The 14,896-nt window shown below is 69.0% G+C and carries 13 protein-coding genes; 8 read left to right on the top strand and 5 right to left on the bottom strand.

The window, feature by feature from the left end; translation table 11 throughout:
• Window positions 1-10 precede the first annotated feature (10 nt).
• From AC1RIF_RS20540 to AC1RIF_RS20525, 4 genes are all read right to left on the bottom strand, one after another.
• Window positions 11-1,207, bottom strand: coding sequence for a thiolase family protein (locus AC1RIF_RS20540; protein WP_492603212.1), 1,197 nt, complete (start codon window positions 1,205-1,207; stop codon window positions 11-13).
• Window positions 1,208-1,209: 2 nt separating this feature from the next.
• Window positions 1,210-2,871 (bottom strand): aldehyde dehydrogenase family protein, encoded by a 1,662-nt coding sequence (locus tag AC1RIF_RS20535; protein WP_492603211.1) that lies wholly within the window; start codon window positions 2,869-2,871, stop codon window positions 1,210-1,212.
• Window positions 2,872-3,063: 192 nt separating this feature from the next.
• On the bottom strand, window positions 3,064-4,005 hold the full coding sequence (locus tag AC1RIF_RS20530) for a winged helix-turn-helix transcriptional regulator (RefSeq protein WP_492603210.1): 942 nt from the start codon (window positions 4,003-4,005) through the stop codon (window positions 3,064-3,066).
• A 53-nt stretch (window positions 4,006-4,058) separates the two neighbouring features.
• Window positions 4,059-5,252 (bottom strand): thiolase family protein, encoded by a 1,194-nt coding sequence (locus tag AC1RIF_RS20525; protein ID WP_492603209.1) that lies wholly within the window; start codon window positions 5,250-5,252, stop codon window positions 4,059-4,061.
• 92 nt (window positions 5,253-5,344) lie between these two features.
• Between AC1RIF_RS20525 and AC1RIF_RS20520 the strand changes: the two genes are divergently transcribed.
• The 4 genes from AC1RIF_RS20520 (at window position 5,345) to AC1RIF_RS20505 (ending at window position 9,319) form a co-directional block, all read left to right on the top strand.
• The gene (locus AC1RIF_RS20520; protein WP_492603208.1) at window positions 5,345-6,904 is read left to right on the top strand and encodes a class I adenylate-forming enzyme family protein; all 1,560 of its coding nucleotides are present in this window, start codon (window positions 5,345-5,347) and stop codon (window positions 6,902-6,904) included.
• A 46-nt stretch (window positions 6,905-6,950) separates the two neighbouring features.
• A complete protein-coding gene (locus AC1RIF_RS20515; RefSeq protein WP_492603207.1) occupies window positions 6,951-7,916 on the top strand; it encodes an NAD(P)H-dependent flavin oxidoreductase in 966 nt (321 codons plus the stop codon).
• Between the two features lie 575 nt (window positions 7,917-8,491).
• The gene (locus AC1RIF_RS20510; RefSeq protein WP_492603206.1) at window positions 8,492-9,034 is read left to right on the top strand and encodes an HNH endonuclease; all 543 of its coding nucleotides are present in this window, start codon (window positions 8,492-8,494) and stop codon (window positions 9,032-9,034) included.
• A gap of 24 nt (window positions 9,035-9,058) precedes the next feature.
• The gene (locus AC1RIF_RS20505; protein ID WP_492603205.1) at window positions 9,059-9,319 is read left to right on the top strand and encodes a WhiB family transcriptional regulator; all 261 of its coding nucleotides are present in this window, start codon (window positions 9,059-9,061) and stop codon (window positions 9,317-9,319) included.
• Between the two features lie 12 nt (window positions 9,320-9,331).
• On the opposite strand, the gene AC1RIF_RS20500 is transcribed toward AC1RIF_RS20505, so the two are convergent.
• Window positions 9,332-9,454: a hypothetical protein gene (locus AC1RIF_RS20500; protein ID WP_492603204.1), complete on the bottom strand. Its 123-nt coding sequence runs from the start codon at window positions 9,452-9,454 to the stop codon at window positions 9,332-9,334.
• Window positions 9,455-9,719: 265 nt separating this feature from the next.
• Here AC1RIF_RS20500 and AC1RIF_RS20495 point away from each other — a divergent pair, with 265 nt between their 5' ends.
• The 4 genes from AC1RIF_RS20495 to AC1RIF_RS20480 all read left to right on the top strand — a co-directional run bounded on the left by AC1RIF_RS20495 (window position 9,720) and on the right by AC1RIF_RS20480 (window position 14,885).
• Window positions 9,720-10,526, top strand: a complete 807-nt coding sequence (locus AC1RIF_RS20495; protein WP_492603203.1) for an alpha/beta fold hydrolase — start codon at window positions 9,720-9,722, stop codon at window positions 10,524-10,526.
• A gap of 30 nt (window positions 10,527-10,556) precedes the next feature.
• Window positions 10,557-13,151, top strand: a complete 2,595-nt coding sequence (locus tag AC1RIF_RS20490; protein ID WP_492603202.1) for a condensation domain-containing protein — start codon at window positions 10,557-10,559, stop codon at window positions 13,149-13,151.
• Between the two features lie 151 nt (window positions 13,152-13,302).
• Window positions 13,303-14,655, top strand: a complete 1,353-nt coding sequence (locus AC1RIF_RS20485; RefSeq protein WP_492603201.1) for a lysine N(6)-hydroxylase/L-ornithine N(5)-oxygenase family protein — start codon at window positions 13,303-13,305, stop codon at window positions 14,653-14,655.
• On the top strand, window positions 14,652-14,885 hold the full coding sequence (locus AC1RIF_RS20480) for an MbtH family protein (RefSeq protein ID WP_031937199.1): 234 nt from the start codon (window positions 14,652-14,654) through the stop codon (window positions 14,883-14,885). Before AC1RIF_RS20485 ends, AC1RIF_RS20480 begins: the two co-directional genes overlap by 4 nt.
• Window positions 14,886-14,896: the final 11 nt, after the last annotated feature.

The raw sequence follows: 14,896 nt of genomic DNA, 5'->3' as shown, positions 1-14,896 counted from the left end.
GGGGCGGTGGTCAGCGGAGTCGGCGGACGACGACGGCGGCACCGAGCCCGAGCGCGGCCGGGATCGTCACCAGGGCGTACTCGCCGTCGATGCGGGAGAGCTGATCGAGGGCGTTGACGAGGAGGGCTCCACCGCTCGCACCGAGCGGGTGACCGGTGGAGAGCGATCCGCCGAGCGGGTTGACCTTGTTCGGATCGAGCCCCAGCTCCCGGATCGTCACCAGGACGGACGCAGCGAAGGATTCGTTCGCCTCGATCACGTCGAGTTGCCCGGCGGTGATCCCCGCGTTCGCGAGGGCCCGTCTGGAGGCGGTGACGGATGCCGTCAGCAGCGGAGAGCGCACGGCGGCCTGGGCGACGCCCACCACCTCCGCGATCGGGTCGTGGCCGATACGATCACGCGCTGCGGAGGATCCGAAGACCGCCATCGCCGCACCGTCCGCCATCTGCGGGGCGGTGGCGGCGGTGTGCAGTCCGCCGTCCGGACGCCCGACGGCGGGCAGGCGCATCGCCACCCGGCTCCACGACGGATCTTCCGCGAAGAGGGGCGCGAGTTCGGCGAGTGACTCGAGACTGACGTTCGGTCGGGGTCCCTCGTCCCGCTCGAGGATCGTGGTGGCGCCCGATCGGACCGGAATCACCGACCGGGACGGCGGGGCCGCGGCGGCACGCTGGTGCGAGGTCACCGCGTAGGCATCGAGATCCGTTCGCGCCAAACCATATTCGACTGCGGTGAGATCCGCGGAGACCCCTATGGTCACGTAGCCCGTGCGGTCGCCGAGCTCCTCGTCGGAGACGAAGGCCGGCCGGTCCGACAACATCGGCACACGCGACATCGACTCGACCCCGCCGGCGACGACGACATCGGTGATGCCGGACGCCACCTTGGCGGAGGCGGACTCGATCGCGTCAAGTCCCGAGCAGCACAGGCGGGAGACCACCCCGGCGCCGACGTGGTCCGGCCAGCCGGCCCAGAGCACGCCGGCACGGGCGACGTTGCCGCCCTGTTCGCCGACGGCCGTACTGGTGCCGACTACGACATCGTCGACCGTCTCGGCAGCGAGTCCGCGGTCCTGCAGGGCGGACAGCAGTTGGGCGAGAAGTTCGTGTGCGGGTACGTCGGCGAACGTGCCGCCCTGGCGCCGGACCCGGGCCTTCGGCGTGCGGACCGCGTCGTAGATGTAGACGCCGGATGAGAACTGGGACATGGTCACTGCCCCTCGACCTGGCGACGATCCTGGACGATGCGGAATCGCCCGGCGATGAAGGACTCGTCGGTGAGGGTCGCGTTGCCCGCCGGGTTGAGGCCGGTGACGTGATAGTCGCTGTAGGCAGCCGCGAACTGCATGGGCATCGAGGACACCAGGTTCGCCGAGAGGGAGGCGCCGGCGTCGGCATACGCGTCGGCCACCTCGTCGACGACCGCGTCGTCGGTGCAGTAGAGATACGAGCTGATCGCGCCGTGACGGCGGACGCTCGCGGTCGCGTGTTCGACCGCGGACGCGGTGTCGGCGCAATCGACGATGAAGGCGACCGGGCCGAACTGTTCGCCGTCGGGAAGCGATGCGTCCCGCCGCGGGTCGACTCGGATGATCAGCGGCGTCACCGCCCGGGCCTGGGGGTAGTCCGGATGGGCGTAGGGCGTCGGCCTGCGGAGCAGGGTCCCGCTCGCCCCGGCTGCGTCGGCCAGGGCGGTGATCGAGTGCAGCGTCGCGTCGGACTGAAGCGCGCCGCAGACGGCCCCGGCACGCCGAGGTGCGCCGGCGAGGTCGTCGATCGCCGACAGGAGGGCCGCGATGACGTCGTCTCGGGCGATCACGCCGTCGTCCGTGCGCACGCCCGCGTCGGGGATGTAGATGTTCTGGGGGGTGGTGCACATCTGGCCGCTGAAGAGCGCGAGACCCCCGGCGAGCGTGCGCATTGCCGCCGAGAGGTCGGACACGGAATCGAGGACGACGGTGTTGACGCCCGCGGTCTCGGTGAACACCAGGGCGTTCGGGACGTTTCGTTCCAGCCACGACCCGAACGTGGGGCTGCCGGTGAAGTCGACGATCCGCACCTCGGGGCTCGTGGCGAGCTGACCGGCGATGGGAGCGTCGACGGTGTCGACCACGAGCTGGACGGCATCGGCGGGCAGCTGCGCCTCGGCCAGCACCTCGCGAATCACCTCCACCGCGAGTGCGGTGGCGAGCACCGATCGGGGGTGCGGTTTGACCAGCACCGGATTTCCGGTCGCGAGGTTCGCGAGGATCGCGGGGTAGGCGTTCCAGGCGGGGAACGAGGCGCAGGCCACGACGAGCGCTGTGCCGATCGGCCGGGTACGGAACCGCTTGCGCAGCGTTACGTCCGACTTGCCGAATCTCTGCTGCCAGGTGACGTTCTCGGGCACCCGTGTCATCGCGGACCAGGCCATCGCGACGGCCTCCAGGCCGCGGTCGAGCGCGTTGGTCCCGCTGCCACTGCAGGCCATGTTGAGGCTCTGCCCTGTGGTGTGCGAGGTGACGGCCGCGAACTCCTGGCCGCGCAGGTGGATCCGGTGCAGTGCCTCGAGGCAGACGCCGACCCGCCGCTCGACGCCCGCATCGCGGAGCGCGGTGGCGGTGGTCGCCGCGCCCACGAGCGCCTCGTTCACGGACGGTGCGCTGTAGCTGACGTTGAGCGCCTTCCCGGTGTACGGCGAGACCTCGTCGGCGGTGATCACCGAGGCGGTGGGAGACGAAAGCGTCAGGGTGGCACCGTCGTAGGCCCCCACGAGGGCGTCGGACTGTGCTGCGTCGGGCGGGGTGACAGCCGCGTACCCGGTCCACGCGGCACGGGTGCGGTTGGCCTCGGCCGCGGCCTTCAGCAGTTCGAGGTGGGTTTCGAAGAACATGGGCGCTCGTTCCTGTGTCAACAGAGTTGGGCGAGATCAGTCAGTCATCGGGGCGATGCGTTTCGGATGAGGACGTTGTCCGTTTCGACCGAAGTAACTACTGTTATTGAAGTGAACCAGGACACAGTGGAGGTTGTCAACGGTCGACGACGTCGGACCGCTTGGTGACAGTGCTTCGTGAGAGTGCTCTGCCTAGCGCGGGAGTTGAGTGCCGAACGGGAAGGGCTCGAAGCGCACGGACGTGCGTTCCAGCCTGGCGTCGCATCCGCGGCAGCGCAGCGCCGGGAGCAGCCAGGAACCGCAGTCGGGGTGCCGGAGTTTCGGACCCAGCGGGAGCGCATCGGGATGCGCGACCTGCGTCCACGACAGCATGAACGCGAAGATCGGGAACAGTCCTCGGCCGCGGGGTGTCAACACGTACTCGCGACCGCCGCCGTGTTCGCTCCGGGTGAGTATCTGCACGTCGGACAGCCGGACCAGTCGCTCGGTGAGCGTGGTCGGCGAGATCTTCAGGATCGACTGGAATTCGCCGAAGCGGCGAACCCCCGACAGCGCCAAGCCTGTGACCAGGGCGCTCCAGCGGTCGCCGATCGCCTCCATGACCTCGGTGAACTGCAGGTCGACCCGGCTCACCGACGGGGCATTGCGTGTCGATCGCCGTCGCCCGCTCCGTGCCACGAGAACCAGCGATTCGGGATCCAGTTCGAGTTGCGCATCCCGCGTGCCGACGGCTCCGTCGCAGTGCCGACACATCATCGCCGGTGGTCCCCGGTGGCCGCAGTCGATGTGCACCAACTCGGGTTGCAACAACCCCTCCGGAGACCACTCGCGCTGCCACGCCCAGACGCTGGCCAGGATCTCCCACGTCGCGATGCCGAGTTCGGTCAGGAGGTAGTCGTGCCGGTCGCCGCCGTTCTGCTGCGGCCGGCGCTCCATCAGGCCGGCCTCCACCAGCGCGTTCAGTCGTGCGGTCAGCATGGCCGGTGGAGCGCCGGTGCGGTCGATCCACTGGCTGAAGCGCCGCACGTGATCGACGAAGGCCTCGCGCAGGATGGCAAGAGTCAGCCGGTCACCGAGTAGGTCGATCGTCTGAGCAACCGGACTCTGAGGCGCGGCGGCCCCGGATTCGGCCACGTCACCCACCTCTCGGCACTGCCCGCGACGATCGCATCCTGTCGGATCGTCTGTCAGGCCTCCAACACAATAGCGATGCCCTGGCCCACTCCGATGCACGCAGCCGCGACCCCGATTCCCCCGCCGAGCCGGCGTAGATGACGCAGGCAATCCACCACCATCCGGGCCGCCGATGCGCCGAGCGGATGGCCCAGCGCGATGGCGCCACCGAAGGGGTTGACCCGATCGACCGAGATGCCGGGCAGTTCACGGAGGCAGGACAGGACCATCGCGGCGAATGCCTCGTTGAGCTCGAGCACTCGAACATCGGCGAGCCCGAGACCCGTGCGGTCCAGGGCCTTCGCGATGGCAGCCACGGGCGCCAGCGCGAACTTGTCGGGCTCGGTGCCGACGACCGCCGAGGCCAGAACCCGGCCGAGCGGTTCGACACCGAGGTCGTCGGCAGCGGCTCCGGTACCCACCAGGGCCGCGACCGCTCCGTCGCTGATCGGAGAGGAATTCCCGGCGGTGACGCTGCCGCCGCTGGAGAAGGCCGGCCGTAGCGCGGACAGGGTCGCAAGGTCGGTGTCGCGAATCGATTCGTCGCGGTCGAGGTCCGGGTACGGCGCGACGAAGCCGTCGTGCACGCCGTCCGCCCACGCACGGCCCGCCAGCTCATGGGACCGAAGCGCCCATTCGTCCTGTTCGAGTCGGCCGACGCCCACCTGCTGCGCCACCAGTTCCGCCGACCTGCCGAGCGTCTCGACCCAGGCCGCGGGGAATCGGGGGTTCGGCATGCGCCACCCGACGGTGGTGGGAATCAGCTCCATCGACCGAGGAAACGCGGAGTCCACCGGCGGCAGTACGTATGGAGCGCGGCTCATGCTCTCCGAGCCGCCGGCGATTGCGATCTCGGCGTCGCCCACTTCGACGCGCCTGACCGCAGACAACATTGCCTCGGCACCGGAACCGCACAGTCGGTTGACCGACACTCCGGGAATCGTGTGGGGAAGCCCCGCGAGGAGCAGCGCCATCCGGGCCACGTTGCGGTTGTCCTCGCCCGCGCCGTTGGCATTTCCCCACACGACGTCGTCGATGCGGCCGGGATCGAGCGTGGAATGCCTACGGACCAGCTCCGCGATCGGAAGCGCGGCCAGGTCGTCCGCCCGCACATGAGAGAGCGCCCCTCGTGCCGAGCCGAACGGGGTCCGGACTGCATCGATCACCCACGGTGCGCGTCGGTCGGATGGGGCAAGGCGTTGGGTCATGGGGACTCCTCCTGTGCGGTCGGGGTGCGGCCCTTGCGGAAATGCGCCCGCCGTTGTCTACTTCAATAACTGTAGCGAATGGAGGAAGCTTCATGTCCATAGCCGACGTAGTTCGAACCGCGGCCGACCGGTACGGGCCCGCGGTCGCGATCGAGGACAGCTGCGAGGCTCGAACGTTCACCGAACTGTCCGATCGGGCGCACGCGCTGGTCGGGGGCCTGCACGGACTCGGGATCGCAGTGGGGAGTCGGGTCGTGGTCCTACTCGGCAACTCCGCTGCCGCGGTCGAGGTCGATCTGGCACTGGCAATCGGTGGATTCGTCCGGGTCTCGCTCAATCCGCGCGTAGGTCAGATGGATTGGCAACGCGTCGTCCACGACTGTGAACCGGAAGCGCTGATCGTCGACCCCCGGATCCACGGCGCGGCCGAGTTCGCTGCCCGGACGAACACGCCGACCGTGATCACCGTTGACGGGACATCGTCGATCGGGCCTTCGCTCGACGAGCTGGCGGCCGGTGTCGCGGGCCGCGCATCCTTTGCCACACCCGAGCCGAGTTCTCTGTGCGCGCTGCACTATTCGTCCGGGACCACAGGCATCCCGAAGGGAGCCCAGCGGACACACGCGAACCGACTGGCCTCGTTGGGCGCGATGCGCGACCACGTGCTCGCCGGCACCCTCGACGGAGCCGAGCGGGCGGTGTTCCTGCACGCGGGCCCCGTCATTCACACCAGTGGCCTGTTCGTGCTGCCGTTCCTCGAGGCCGGTGGGCGGCAGGTGCTGCTCGACCACGTGAGTCCCGCGGGCCTGATCGACGCCGTCGAGACCCACGCCGCGACACACACGGCTCTGGTGCCCACGGTCATCGCCCGACTGCTGGACTTCGACGACGACCGGCTGTCGGTGATGCGTCGTATCCGGATGCTCGCGTACGCCGGCGCACCGATGCCGGTCGAACATGTTCGCCAGGCATTCCACCGCATCACGCCCAATCTCGTTCAGTACTACGGAATGGTGGAGGCGATCCCGCCACTGACCGTGCTGACGGCGGAGGACCACCGCCGCGGTGTACTCGAGGGGGCAGGACTCCTCGGCTCGGTGGGGCGCCCCTGCCCCGAGGCGGACATAGCGTTCCGGACCCTCGGCTCCACCGTCCCCGACGGGGAGGTCGGTGAGCTCGTCGTCGCCGGCCCGGCCGTCAGTCCCGGCTATCACAATGCGGGCACGCGAACCGATTTGGGCAAGAGTCACGTCGACGGCCACCTGTACTCGGGCGATCTCGGTTACCGCGACCCGGACGGTTACATCCACCTGACCGGCCGTAGCAAGGACATGATCATCACCGGCGGATACAACGTCTATCCACGCGAGGTGGAGGAAGCGATCTCCGCGATCCCCGGGGTCGACGATGTCGTCGTCGTCGGGCTGCCGGACGAGGTGTGGGGACAGCGCATCGTCGCCGCGTACACCTCGGCAACCGACGCGAGGGTCGAGGGCGACGTCGTGCTGGCGGAAAGTCGCACTCGCCTGCCCGACTACAAACGCCCGAAGGCAGCGCACCGCGTCGACTGCCTCCCTTTGACCGCGCTGGGAAAGGTCGATCGGGCGGCGGCCACCGAGTTGCTCGACGCCCTCGTCCGAGCGGCATCGTGAACCCACGCCAACACTTGCACCGACTGCTCCAGACAGAGGAGACACCATGACCAATTCGTTCCTGTCCAGCCTGCGCCTGCCGGTCGTCGCGGCACCGATGTTCCTGGTGTCCGGCCCGGAACTCGTCACCGCCGCGTGCACCGCCGGCATCGTGGGCTCGTTCCCGACTCAGAACTGCCGCACCGCGGCCGACCTCGACACCTGGATGGGATCGATCACCGATGACCTGCGTGCGGCCGAGGCCGGCGCAGACCCGGTCGCCCCGTGGGCGGCAAACGTGGTCACCCACAGCAGCAACGCCCGCCTCGCGGACGACCTACGCCTCATCGCCGAGTACCGGCCGCAGATCGTCATCACCGCTCTCGGGTCCCCGAAACCCGTGATGGACATCGTCAAGGGCTACGGCGGCACGGTCATCGCCGATGTCGTGAATCTGCGCCTGGCACACAAGGCCGCGGATGCGGGAGTGGACGGCATGGCCTGCGTGTCGGCCGGCGCGGGAGGCCACACGGGTCACCTGTCGCCCTTCGCGTTCACGTCGGCCGTGCGCGAGTTCTTCGACGGGATGATCATCGTCGGCGGCGGCATCAGCGACGGCCACGGTGTCGCGGGCGCAGTCACCGCCGGTGCGGACCTGGTCTACATGGGCACCCGGTTCCTGGCGGCCGCGGAGAGCATGGCCGTGGACGGGTACAAGCAGATGGTCGTCGACCACGGGGTCGACGACCTCGTGATCAGTTCGGCGATCACCGGCACCCCGGCCTCGTGGCTCAAGCCCAGCCTCGTGGCCTGTGGACTCGATCCCGACAACCTGACATCGCCGACCGGGGAGAAGAACTACACCGCCGGTGCGGAATCGATGAAGCGATGGAAGGACGTCTGGGCTGCCGGTCAGGGACTCGCGCCCATCCACTCGATCGAATCGGTGAGCACGATCGTCGAGACGATCGAGGGGGAGTACGCCGCAGCGCTGAAACGGGCGGGCCGGTTGACCACGCCCGCCGTGGTCTGAATTCGCGATAGGGGCGTGTCTCGAGTCCGAGGCCGCGGCGGTGCAGGCCGAGATCGGCAACGAGCCGGCCCCTCGCTTCAGCCGACAGTGACCGTATGTTCCGCCCCTCGGTGGAGCGCCAGGCGGTAGAAGTCCGTTCGAGGACAGCGAATCCGGGGCCGAAGCTGCCCCGGATTCGCTCATGTACTGCGGCCGCTCATGGTGCGACGAGCCGGCAGGCGTGGCAGCGCCGTACCCGGCAGGTGTCGAAACAAATCCGTCGCCTCTGGCTCAGGTCAGTGGCACACTGGGCGCCCGGAAGCCGCCACGCGATCAGGAAGGAACAGTCGGATGTGCATGAACACGTATTTGCAGCGCAGGCAGCATCCGCTGGTTCAGTGCCTGGACCGGATTTCCGAAAACCCCGGCACTGCAGCCGGATTCCGCGTCCTCTGACGCCCCACCTCTCGGGGCGTGCACGCCCCGACAGAATCGTCACCTTCGGGTGATCCGCCGGCCGACTCAGGCCGCTACGGGCCGCACACACCTCGAGAACCCGCTACTCCCTTTGCGAGAGAACGAGGTTGTCGATAGTCATGGCCCATTCTTCCTCCACCGCGATTACCGCACGCACCTGGATGAACACCCGCGTCCACGTCCTCAATGCCACCTACGAGGACTTCGATGTCGTACCCGCCGCGCGGGCAGTCGTGCTGCTTGCCGAAGAGCTCGCCGTCACGCTGATCGAGCACACCCCGCGATTCGTGGTCCGCTCCCAGCGCATCGCGTTCCCGCTCCCGCGCACGATCCAGCTGCTCGAATACGTTCACACGCCACCGCGTCCGGTCGTCGACGACCACTCCCGGGCCACGTTCCCGGCGATCCTGGTGCGCGATCACTACCGGTGCGCGTACTGCGGGCGAACCGGCGCTCGCACGGTCGACCACGTGTTCCCCCGCAGTCGTGGCGGCGGAGACACGTACGACAACCTGGTCGCCGCCTGCGCGGACTGCAACGGACGCAAGGCGGACCGGACCCCGGAGGAAGCCGGGATGCCGCTGCTGTGGGTTCCCCGGGCGCCGCGTGAGGACCTCAAGCGTCAGCGCGCGATCTGGCGCGACCTGACCCCGACGCAGTGACCGCCCCGAGAGGAGGCAAGAACGATGGCCACCCCGACCTTGGCCGACCTGTTGCCGATCACCGACGACACCACCGACTGGGGCGTCGCCGCCTGCCGGGGCGACCAGTACCCTGACCGCTGGTTTCCGGACCCGAGCGAGCCGTTCGACTACGCCGCCGGGGTCTGCGCCCGATGTCCCATCGCGACCGCGTGCGGCGACTTCGCCGTGGCCGCCCAGCAGTCCGGCGTGTGGGGCGGGCGCGAGTACCGGCGCGGCACCGTGGTGCGGCGGTCCGGCGAGTGAGCGGCCGTGGTCCTACTGGCCGGCGGGGGGCTCCTGTGCGGCGCTCGACGCGGCCAGCAGCTGGTCGAGCAGCGCCGGGACGGCGTCCTTGGGGTCGAAGCCGAACAGGCGGCCGATCAAGGTGAGCATTCCCATTCGTGTCTCCTGAGGTCTCGGCCCGGCCGATGCCGTGCCCGGTGGGGCGAAGTGATCTCCGCGGTGCCGTCGGGGACGGTATCAATCGGGTGAGGAGTACCGACGCGATTCGGTGCAACTCGGATGGGCGGTGCATTCGAGACGGTGACGGCCGGCACCGCCTCGCGATCCGGGTCCGGGGCGGACCGCGGGGTACCGTTGCCCCAGGATCGGGTGCCTCCTGCCCCGGATCGCAACCAGCCGGAACGTCACGAGGAAGGCCGACATGCCCATCGCCACCATCAACGGGATTCCTCTGAACTACCAGGTCAAGGGTGACGGCGACCTGGTCGTGCTGATCATGGGGACCGGCAGCCCCGGCCGGGTGTGGGACCTGCATCAGGTCCCGGCGTTGCTGTCCGCGGGGTATCGGGTGTGCACGTTCGACAACCGCGGGATCGCTCCGTCGGGGGAGAGCGTCGACGGCATCACGATCGAGGACATGGTGGCCGACACCGCGGGGCTGATGGAGCTGCTCGGTGGCGGCGGCCCGGCGCATGTCGTGGGCACGTCGATGGGTGCCCGGGTGGCACAGGAATTGGCGCTGTCGCGTCCGGAGTTGGTGCGCAAGGCGGTGTTCCTCGCGGGCCACGCCCGGATGGACCAGTTCCAGCGGACCCTCAACGAGGGCGAGCGCGAACTCGAGGATGCCGGGATCACGCTGCCGTCGAAGTACCGGGCCGCCGTCACGGCCGTCATGAACCTGTCGCCGGCGACGCTCGCGGACCAGCATGCCGCGCGGGACTGGCTCGATGTCTTCGAGTTCTCCGGTGGCAAGACGTCGGCCGGTGTGCGGGCGCAGCTCGCGATGGACCGCGACTTCGACCGCGCCGCCGCGTACCGTGGTATCACCCGTCCGTGTCTGTCCGTGGGCTTCGCGGACGACCGGATGATCCCTGCCTACCTGTCGAAGGAACTGGCCGACGCGATCCCGGGTGCGACGTACCAGGAGATTCCCGATACCGGGCACTACGGCTACCTCGAGCGTCCCGAGGCCGTGAACAAGGTGGTTCTGGACTTCCTCGCGGACTGAGACACGACGGGCTGAAGGAAGCTGCAGGACATGACCGGCCTATCGGTGACCGCTGCGCAGTCCCGGATTCTCGTTGCGCAGCAGCAGAACCCGGAGAGCACTGCCCACAACCTGTCGCTCGTCGTGGACGTCACCGGTCCGATCGACCTGGACCGGACCGCGGAGGCGATCCGCCGCACCGTCACCCACGCCGAGGCGCTGCACGTGCGGTTCCGGGTCGAGGCGGACGGCACGCTGTGGCAGGTGCCGACACCGCCCGACGGGTGGTCGGTCGACGTGGTCGACCTGCGCGACGCGGCCGATCCCGAGGCGGCCGCGCAGGCGTGGATGGACCGGGACCTGCGGACCCGCGTCGAGGTCACCGGGTCCGACGCGCTGTTCGCGCACGCGTTGCTGCGGCTCGCCGACGACCACACCGTCTGGTATCAGCGCTACCATCACGCCCTCGTCGACGGTCGCGGGATCGCGCTGCTCGCCGCGGACACGGCCGCCCGCTGCGCCGACCCCGACCTCGAATCGTCGCCGGGGGAGTGGGTGCTGCGCGATCTGGTCGACGCGGACCTCGGCTACCGCGGCTCGGCCCGGTTCGCCGCGGATCGCGAGTACTGGCTTGCCGAGGTTCTGAAGTCACCGGAGCCGCCGCTGCTGTGCGCCGGCGGAGATGCCTCGGCGCCACCCGAATCGACCACCGTCCACATCGATGCCGGCATCGCGGATGCGTTGTCCGCGTTCGCCGCCGACGTCGGTATCCGTCGGAGCCGACTGCCGATGGCGCTGCTCGTCGCCTATCTGCACCGCATCACCGGGCTGCGCGATCTGACGGTGTCCGTGCCGATCGCTGCCCGCGTGGGGCCCGCGCTGCGTCGCACGCCGGGCGCGGTGTCGACGATCCTGCCGGTGACGTTCCACGTCGATCCGGACGCCACCGTCGGGGAACTCGCCCGCGCGATCGACGTCCGGCTGGTGGCGGCGCTGCGCCACGGCCGCTACCGCGGCGAGGAACTCGAGCGTGAGGTCCACGCGATCGACCCGGACCGGCGGGTGTTCGGTCCGGGCCTCAACTCCATGATGTTCGAGCATCCGGTCGCACTCGGCGGCGCGCCGGTCCGGGTTCGGGAGCTGGTCACCGGACCGGTCCGCGACCTCGACTTCTCCATCCAGGGCGGCACGGACGGCGAACCCGTCCGCATCGACCTGCGGGCGCCCGCAGGTCGGCGCACCGAACTGCTCCGGCACCAGGATCGGTTGGTGCACTTCCTGTCCCAGTTCTTCGCGGACCCGATGGCCACGGTCGGCACGCTCGATCCGACGACCGACGACGACCGCAGCCCCGCGCTGGCCCCGACGGACGGGTCCGGGCCGGTGCCGCTCGCGCCGTCGCAGCGCCTGCACTGGCTGCGGCATCGCGCGGCAGGCAGGTCGGCCCGCGCCGACCACGCGCTGGCGCTGCATCTGACCGGATCGGTCGATCGCGAGCACCTGGCGCGCGCGCTCGACGACGTCGTCGAGCGACATGCTCCGCTGCGCACGGTGTTCGCGCTGGACGGTCGGGAGGTGCTCGCGACCGACGGTCCGCGTCCGCGCCTCGAGGTGATCGAGATCGGTGACGACGACCTGCAGCGCCGGGTCCACGGTCTCGCGCAGCTACGGATCGACCTCACCGAGGAGGCACCGCTTCGGCTGCACCTGGTGTGCGACGACGCCGGCCGCCGGGTGCTGCTCCTCACCATGCACCACTTGGCGGTCGACGATCGGTCCGTGGGGCTGCTGCTCGCAGACCTGTTGTCCGCGTATGCCGCGCGGTCCGGCGGTGCGCGGCCGGAGTGGGCGCCTCTCGAGGTGGAGTACCCGGACTACGTCCGTTGGCAGGCCCGGCTGCTGGGAGATCCGCGCGACCCCGACAGCAGGCACGCCCGGCAGCTCGACTACTGGCGGGATCGGCTGTCGGGCATGGTTCCTCGGCTCCATCTTCCTGCTCCCGCCGGCGTCCGTGAGCCTCGGCGCGAGACGGTCCGGATCGAGATCGGGGCGGCGCTGCGCGACGGCATCGACCGGCTCGCGGACCGTACGGACACCGACACGTTCACGGTGCTGCAGGCGGCGCTCGCGACGATCCTCACCAGGCATGGTGCGGGGGAAGATATTCCGATCGGTTCGCTGGTCGCGCGACGCACCGAGGACGCGCTCGCCGGCCTGGTCGGTTGCTTCGCCAATGTCGTGGTGCTGCGTACCGACACGAGTGGATCGCCGAGGTTCGACGAGCTGCTGGCACGCGTCCGGTCGTCGAACCGTGAGGCGCTGGGTCACCAGGATGTCGGATTCGACTGTGTCGCATCAGTACTCGACGGTAGGGCGGGTGCACGGGACCCGCAGGTGATGCTCGTTCGTGACGAGCGGCCCCGATTCGACGTCCCCGATGGTGTCCTCGACGGACTGCTTGCGGTTCCGGTGGGGATGCCCTCGGCGGAGTTGACGCTGCGCTTCCATGAAGCCGTTGGTGGGGGTCCGGTGCGGGCCGGTTTCGATTTCTCCACAGGAGTTCTCGATCGGGACACCGTCGAGCGCTGGGCCCGTGAGATTCCGGCGTTGCTGGACGTGGTCACCGGCGGCGCCACGCGGGCGTGAGCCGGGCGTGCACAAGGGGCTCGCGCGACGAAGAGCGCAGTCGGTTCCTAGTTGGTAGCATCCCCGACTGAGGATAGCCTTTGCTATCTTCTGCAACGCAAGATGCAAAGCCAGATCGGGGTGCCGGTGCGACGAGGACGGACGATGAGCGATGACTGACAGTCGACGAACCGGCAGTGGGGACACATTCGAGGCGCCGCTCGATGTCGTCGGGATCGGATTCGGGCCGGCGAACCTCGCGCTCGCGATCGCGATCGAGGAGCACAACGGGGAGTGTGCTCCCGATGCGAGGATCGCCGCTCGCTTCTTCGAGAAGCAGGATCAGTTCGGCTGGCACCAGGGCATGCTCCTCGACGGCGCGACCATGCAGATCGCATTCCCGAAGGACCTGGTCACGTTCCGGAATCCCTGCAGTGGCTACAGCTTCTTCGCCTACCTGCACGCCCGCGAGCGGCTCGTCGACTTCGTCAACCACCAGACGTTCTTCCCGACCCGCCTCGAGTTCCAGGACTATCTGCAGTGGGCGGCGGAGCGGGTCGAGGCGGATGTCCGCTACGGCGCGGTCGTCGACCGGGTCGAGGCCGTCACCGACGCGTCCGGCGTCGCGGACCGGTTCGCGGTGGAGACGAGGGACGGACGAACGGTGCACGCCCGCAATGTCGTGGTGGGTGCCGGGCTGCGGGAAAGGCTGCCGGAGTGGGCAACCCCGTCCGTGCGCTGCTTCCACAACCATCAGTTCCTGTTCCGGATCGCGGAACTGCCCGAGCCCGTGCATCAGCGGTTCGTGGTCCTGGGCGCCGGGCAGAGCGCCGCCGAGGTGGTGCAGTACCTGCACGCCAACTATCCCGGCGCCGAGGTGCACAGTGTGTTCTCCCGCTTCGGGTTCAGCCCCGCCGACGACAGTCCGTATGCGAACCGGATCTTCGATCCGGACACAGTGGACGAACTGCACGCCGCGCCGGCGGGGGAACGTGCTCGGCTGCTCGAACTGCATCGCAGCACCAACTATTCGGTCGTCGACATCGACCTGATCAACGAGTTGTACGCGACCGAGTACCAGGAGCGCGTCCGGGGTGAGCGGCGTCTGTTCATGCGCCGTGCGTCCGAGATCGAGGGTGTCCGCGAAGTCGAGGACGGTATCGAGGTGTCGGTGCGCAGTTCGATCGACGGCCTGACCGACACGCTGACCTGTGACGCCCTGGTCCTGGCGACCGGGTTCTCGGCGGCGCCGTTGGAGTCGTTGTTCGGCGCGTCGCTGCCTGAGGTGAGCGTCGATCGTGGGGTCGGCCGCGACTATCGACTCGAGGCCGGTCCGGGGGTTCGCGGGGGCATCTACCTGCAGGGCGGGACCGAGAAGACCCACGGCCTGACAGCGTCGTTGCTGTCCAATGTCGCGGTGCGCGCAGGAGAGATTCTCAATTCGATTCTCGCTCATCGAGATCTCAGCGGCAGCCTTGCTAGGCTGAGCGCAGACAACCCGTACGCGACAAGCGAGGTTAGATGAGCACCAATCCGTTCGACGACGAAGACGGCCGCTTCTACGTGCTGGTGAACGACGAAGACCAGCACTCCCTGTGGCCTACGTTCTCCGAGGTCCCGCAGGGCTGGAGGATCGTTTTCGGTGAGGATTCGCGTCAGGCATGCGTCGAATACGTCGAGAAGAACTGGACCGACATGCGGCCGAAGAGCCTGCGTGAGGCCATGGAGCAGGATCAGAAGAACGCCGGGAAGTAGCCCGCCCGGGC

The organism is Prescottella sp. GW823-FHT02E09, from assembly GCF_058797375.1.
This window is presented reverse-complemented; position numbering and strand designations above follow the sequence as displayed.

Excerpts from the sequence above, each read along its gene's own strand:
- AC1RIF_RS20540 (WP_492603212.1), bottom strand. The coding sequence starts at position 1,207 with ATGTCCCAGTTCTCATCCGGCGTCTACATCTACGACGCGGTCCGCACG.
- AC1RIF_RS20535 (WP_492603211.1), bottom strand. The coding sequence starts at position 2,871 with ATGTTCTTCGAAACCCACCTCGAACTGCTGAAGGCCGCGGCCGAGGCC.
- AC1RIF_RS20525 (WP_492603209.1), bottom strand. The coding sequence starts at position 5,252 with ATGACCCAACGCCTTGCCCCATCCGACCGACGCGCACCGTGGGTGATC.
- AC1RIF_RS20520 (WP_492603208.1), top strand. The coding sequence starts at position 5,345 with ATGTCCATAGCCGACGTAGTTCGAACCGCGGCCGACCGGTACGGGCCC.
- AC1RIF_RS20515 (WP_492603207.1), top strand. The coding sequence starts at position 6,951 with ATGACCAATTCGTTCCTGTCCAGCCTGCGCCTGCCGGTCGTCGCGGCA.
- AC1RIF_RS20510 (WP_492603206.1), top strand. The coding sequence starts at position 8,492 with ATGGCCCATTCTTCCTCCACCGCGATTACCGCACGCACCTGGATGAAC.
- AC1RIF_RS20505 (WP_492603205.1), top strand. The coding sequence starts at position 9,059 with ATGGCCACCCCGACCTTGGCCGACCTGTTGCCGATCACCGACGACACC.
- AC1RIF_RS20500 (WP_492603204.1), bottom strand. The coding sequence starts at position 9,454 with ATGGGAATGCTCACCTTGATCGGCCGCCTGTTCGGCTTCGACCCCAAG.
- AC1RIF_RS20495 (WP_492603203.1), top strand. The coding sequence starts at position 9,720 with ATGCCCATCGCCACCATCAACGGGATTCCTCTGAACTACCAGGTCAAG.
- AC1RIF_RS20490 (WP_492603202.1), top strand. The coding sequence starts at position 10,557 with ATGACCGGCCTATCGGTGACCGCTGCGCAGTCCCGGATTCTCGTTGCG.
- AC1RIF_RS20485 (WP_492603201.1), top strand. The coding sequence starts at position 13,303 with ATGACTGACAGTCGACGAACCGGCAGTGGGGACACATTCGAGGCGCCG.
- AC1RIF_RS20480 (WP_031937199.1), top strand. The coding sequence starts at position 14,652 with ATGAGCACCAATCCGTTCGACGACGAAGACGGCCGCTTCTACGTGCTG.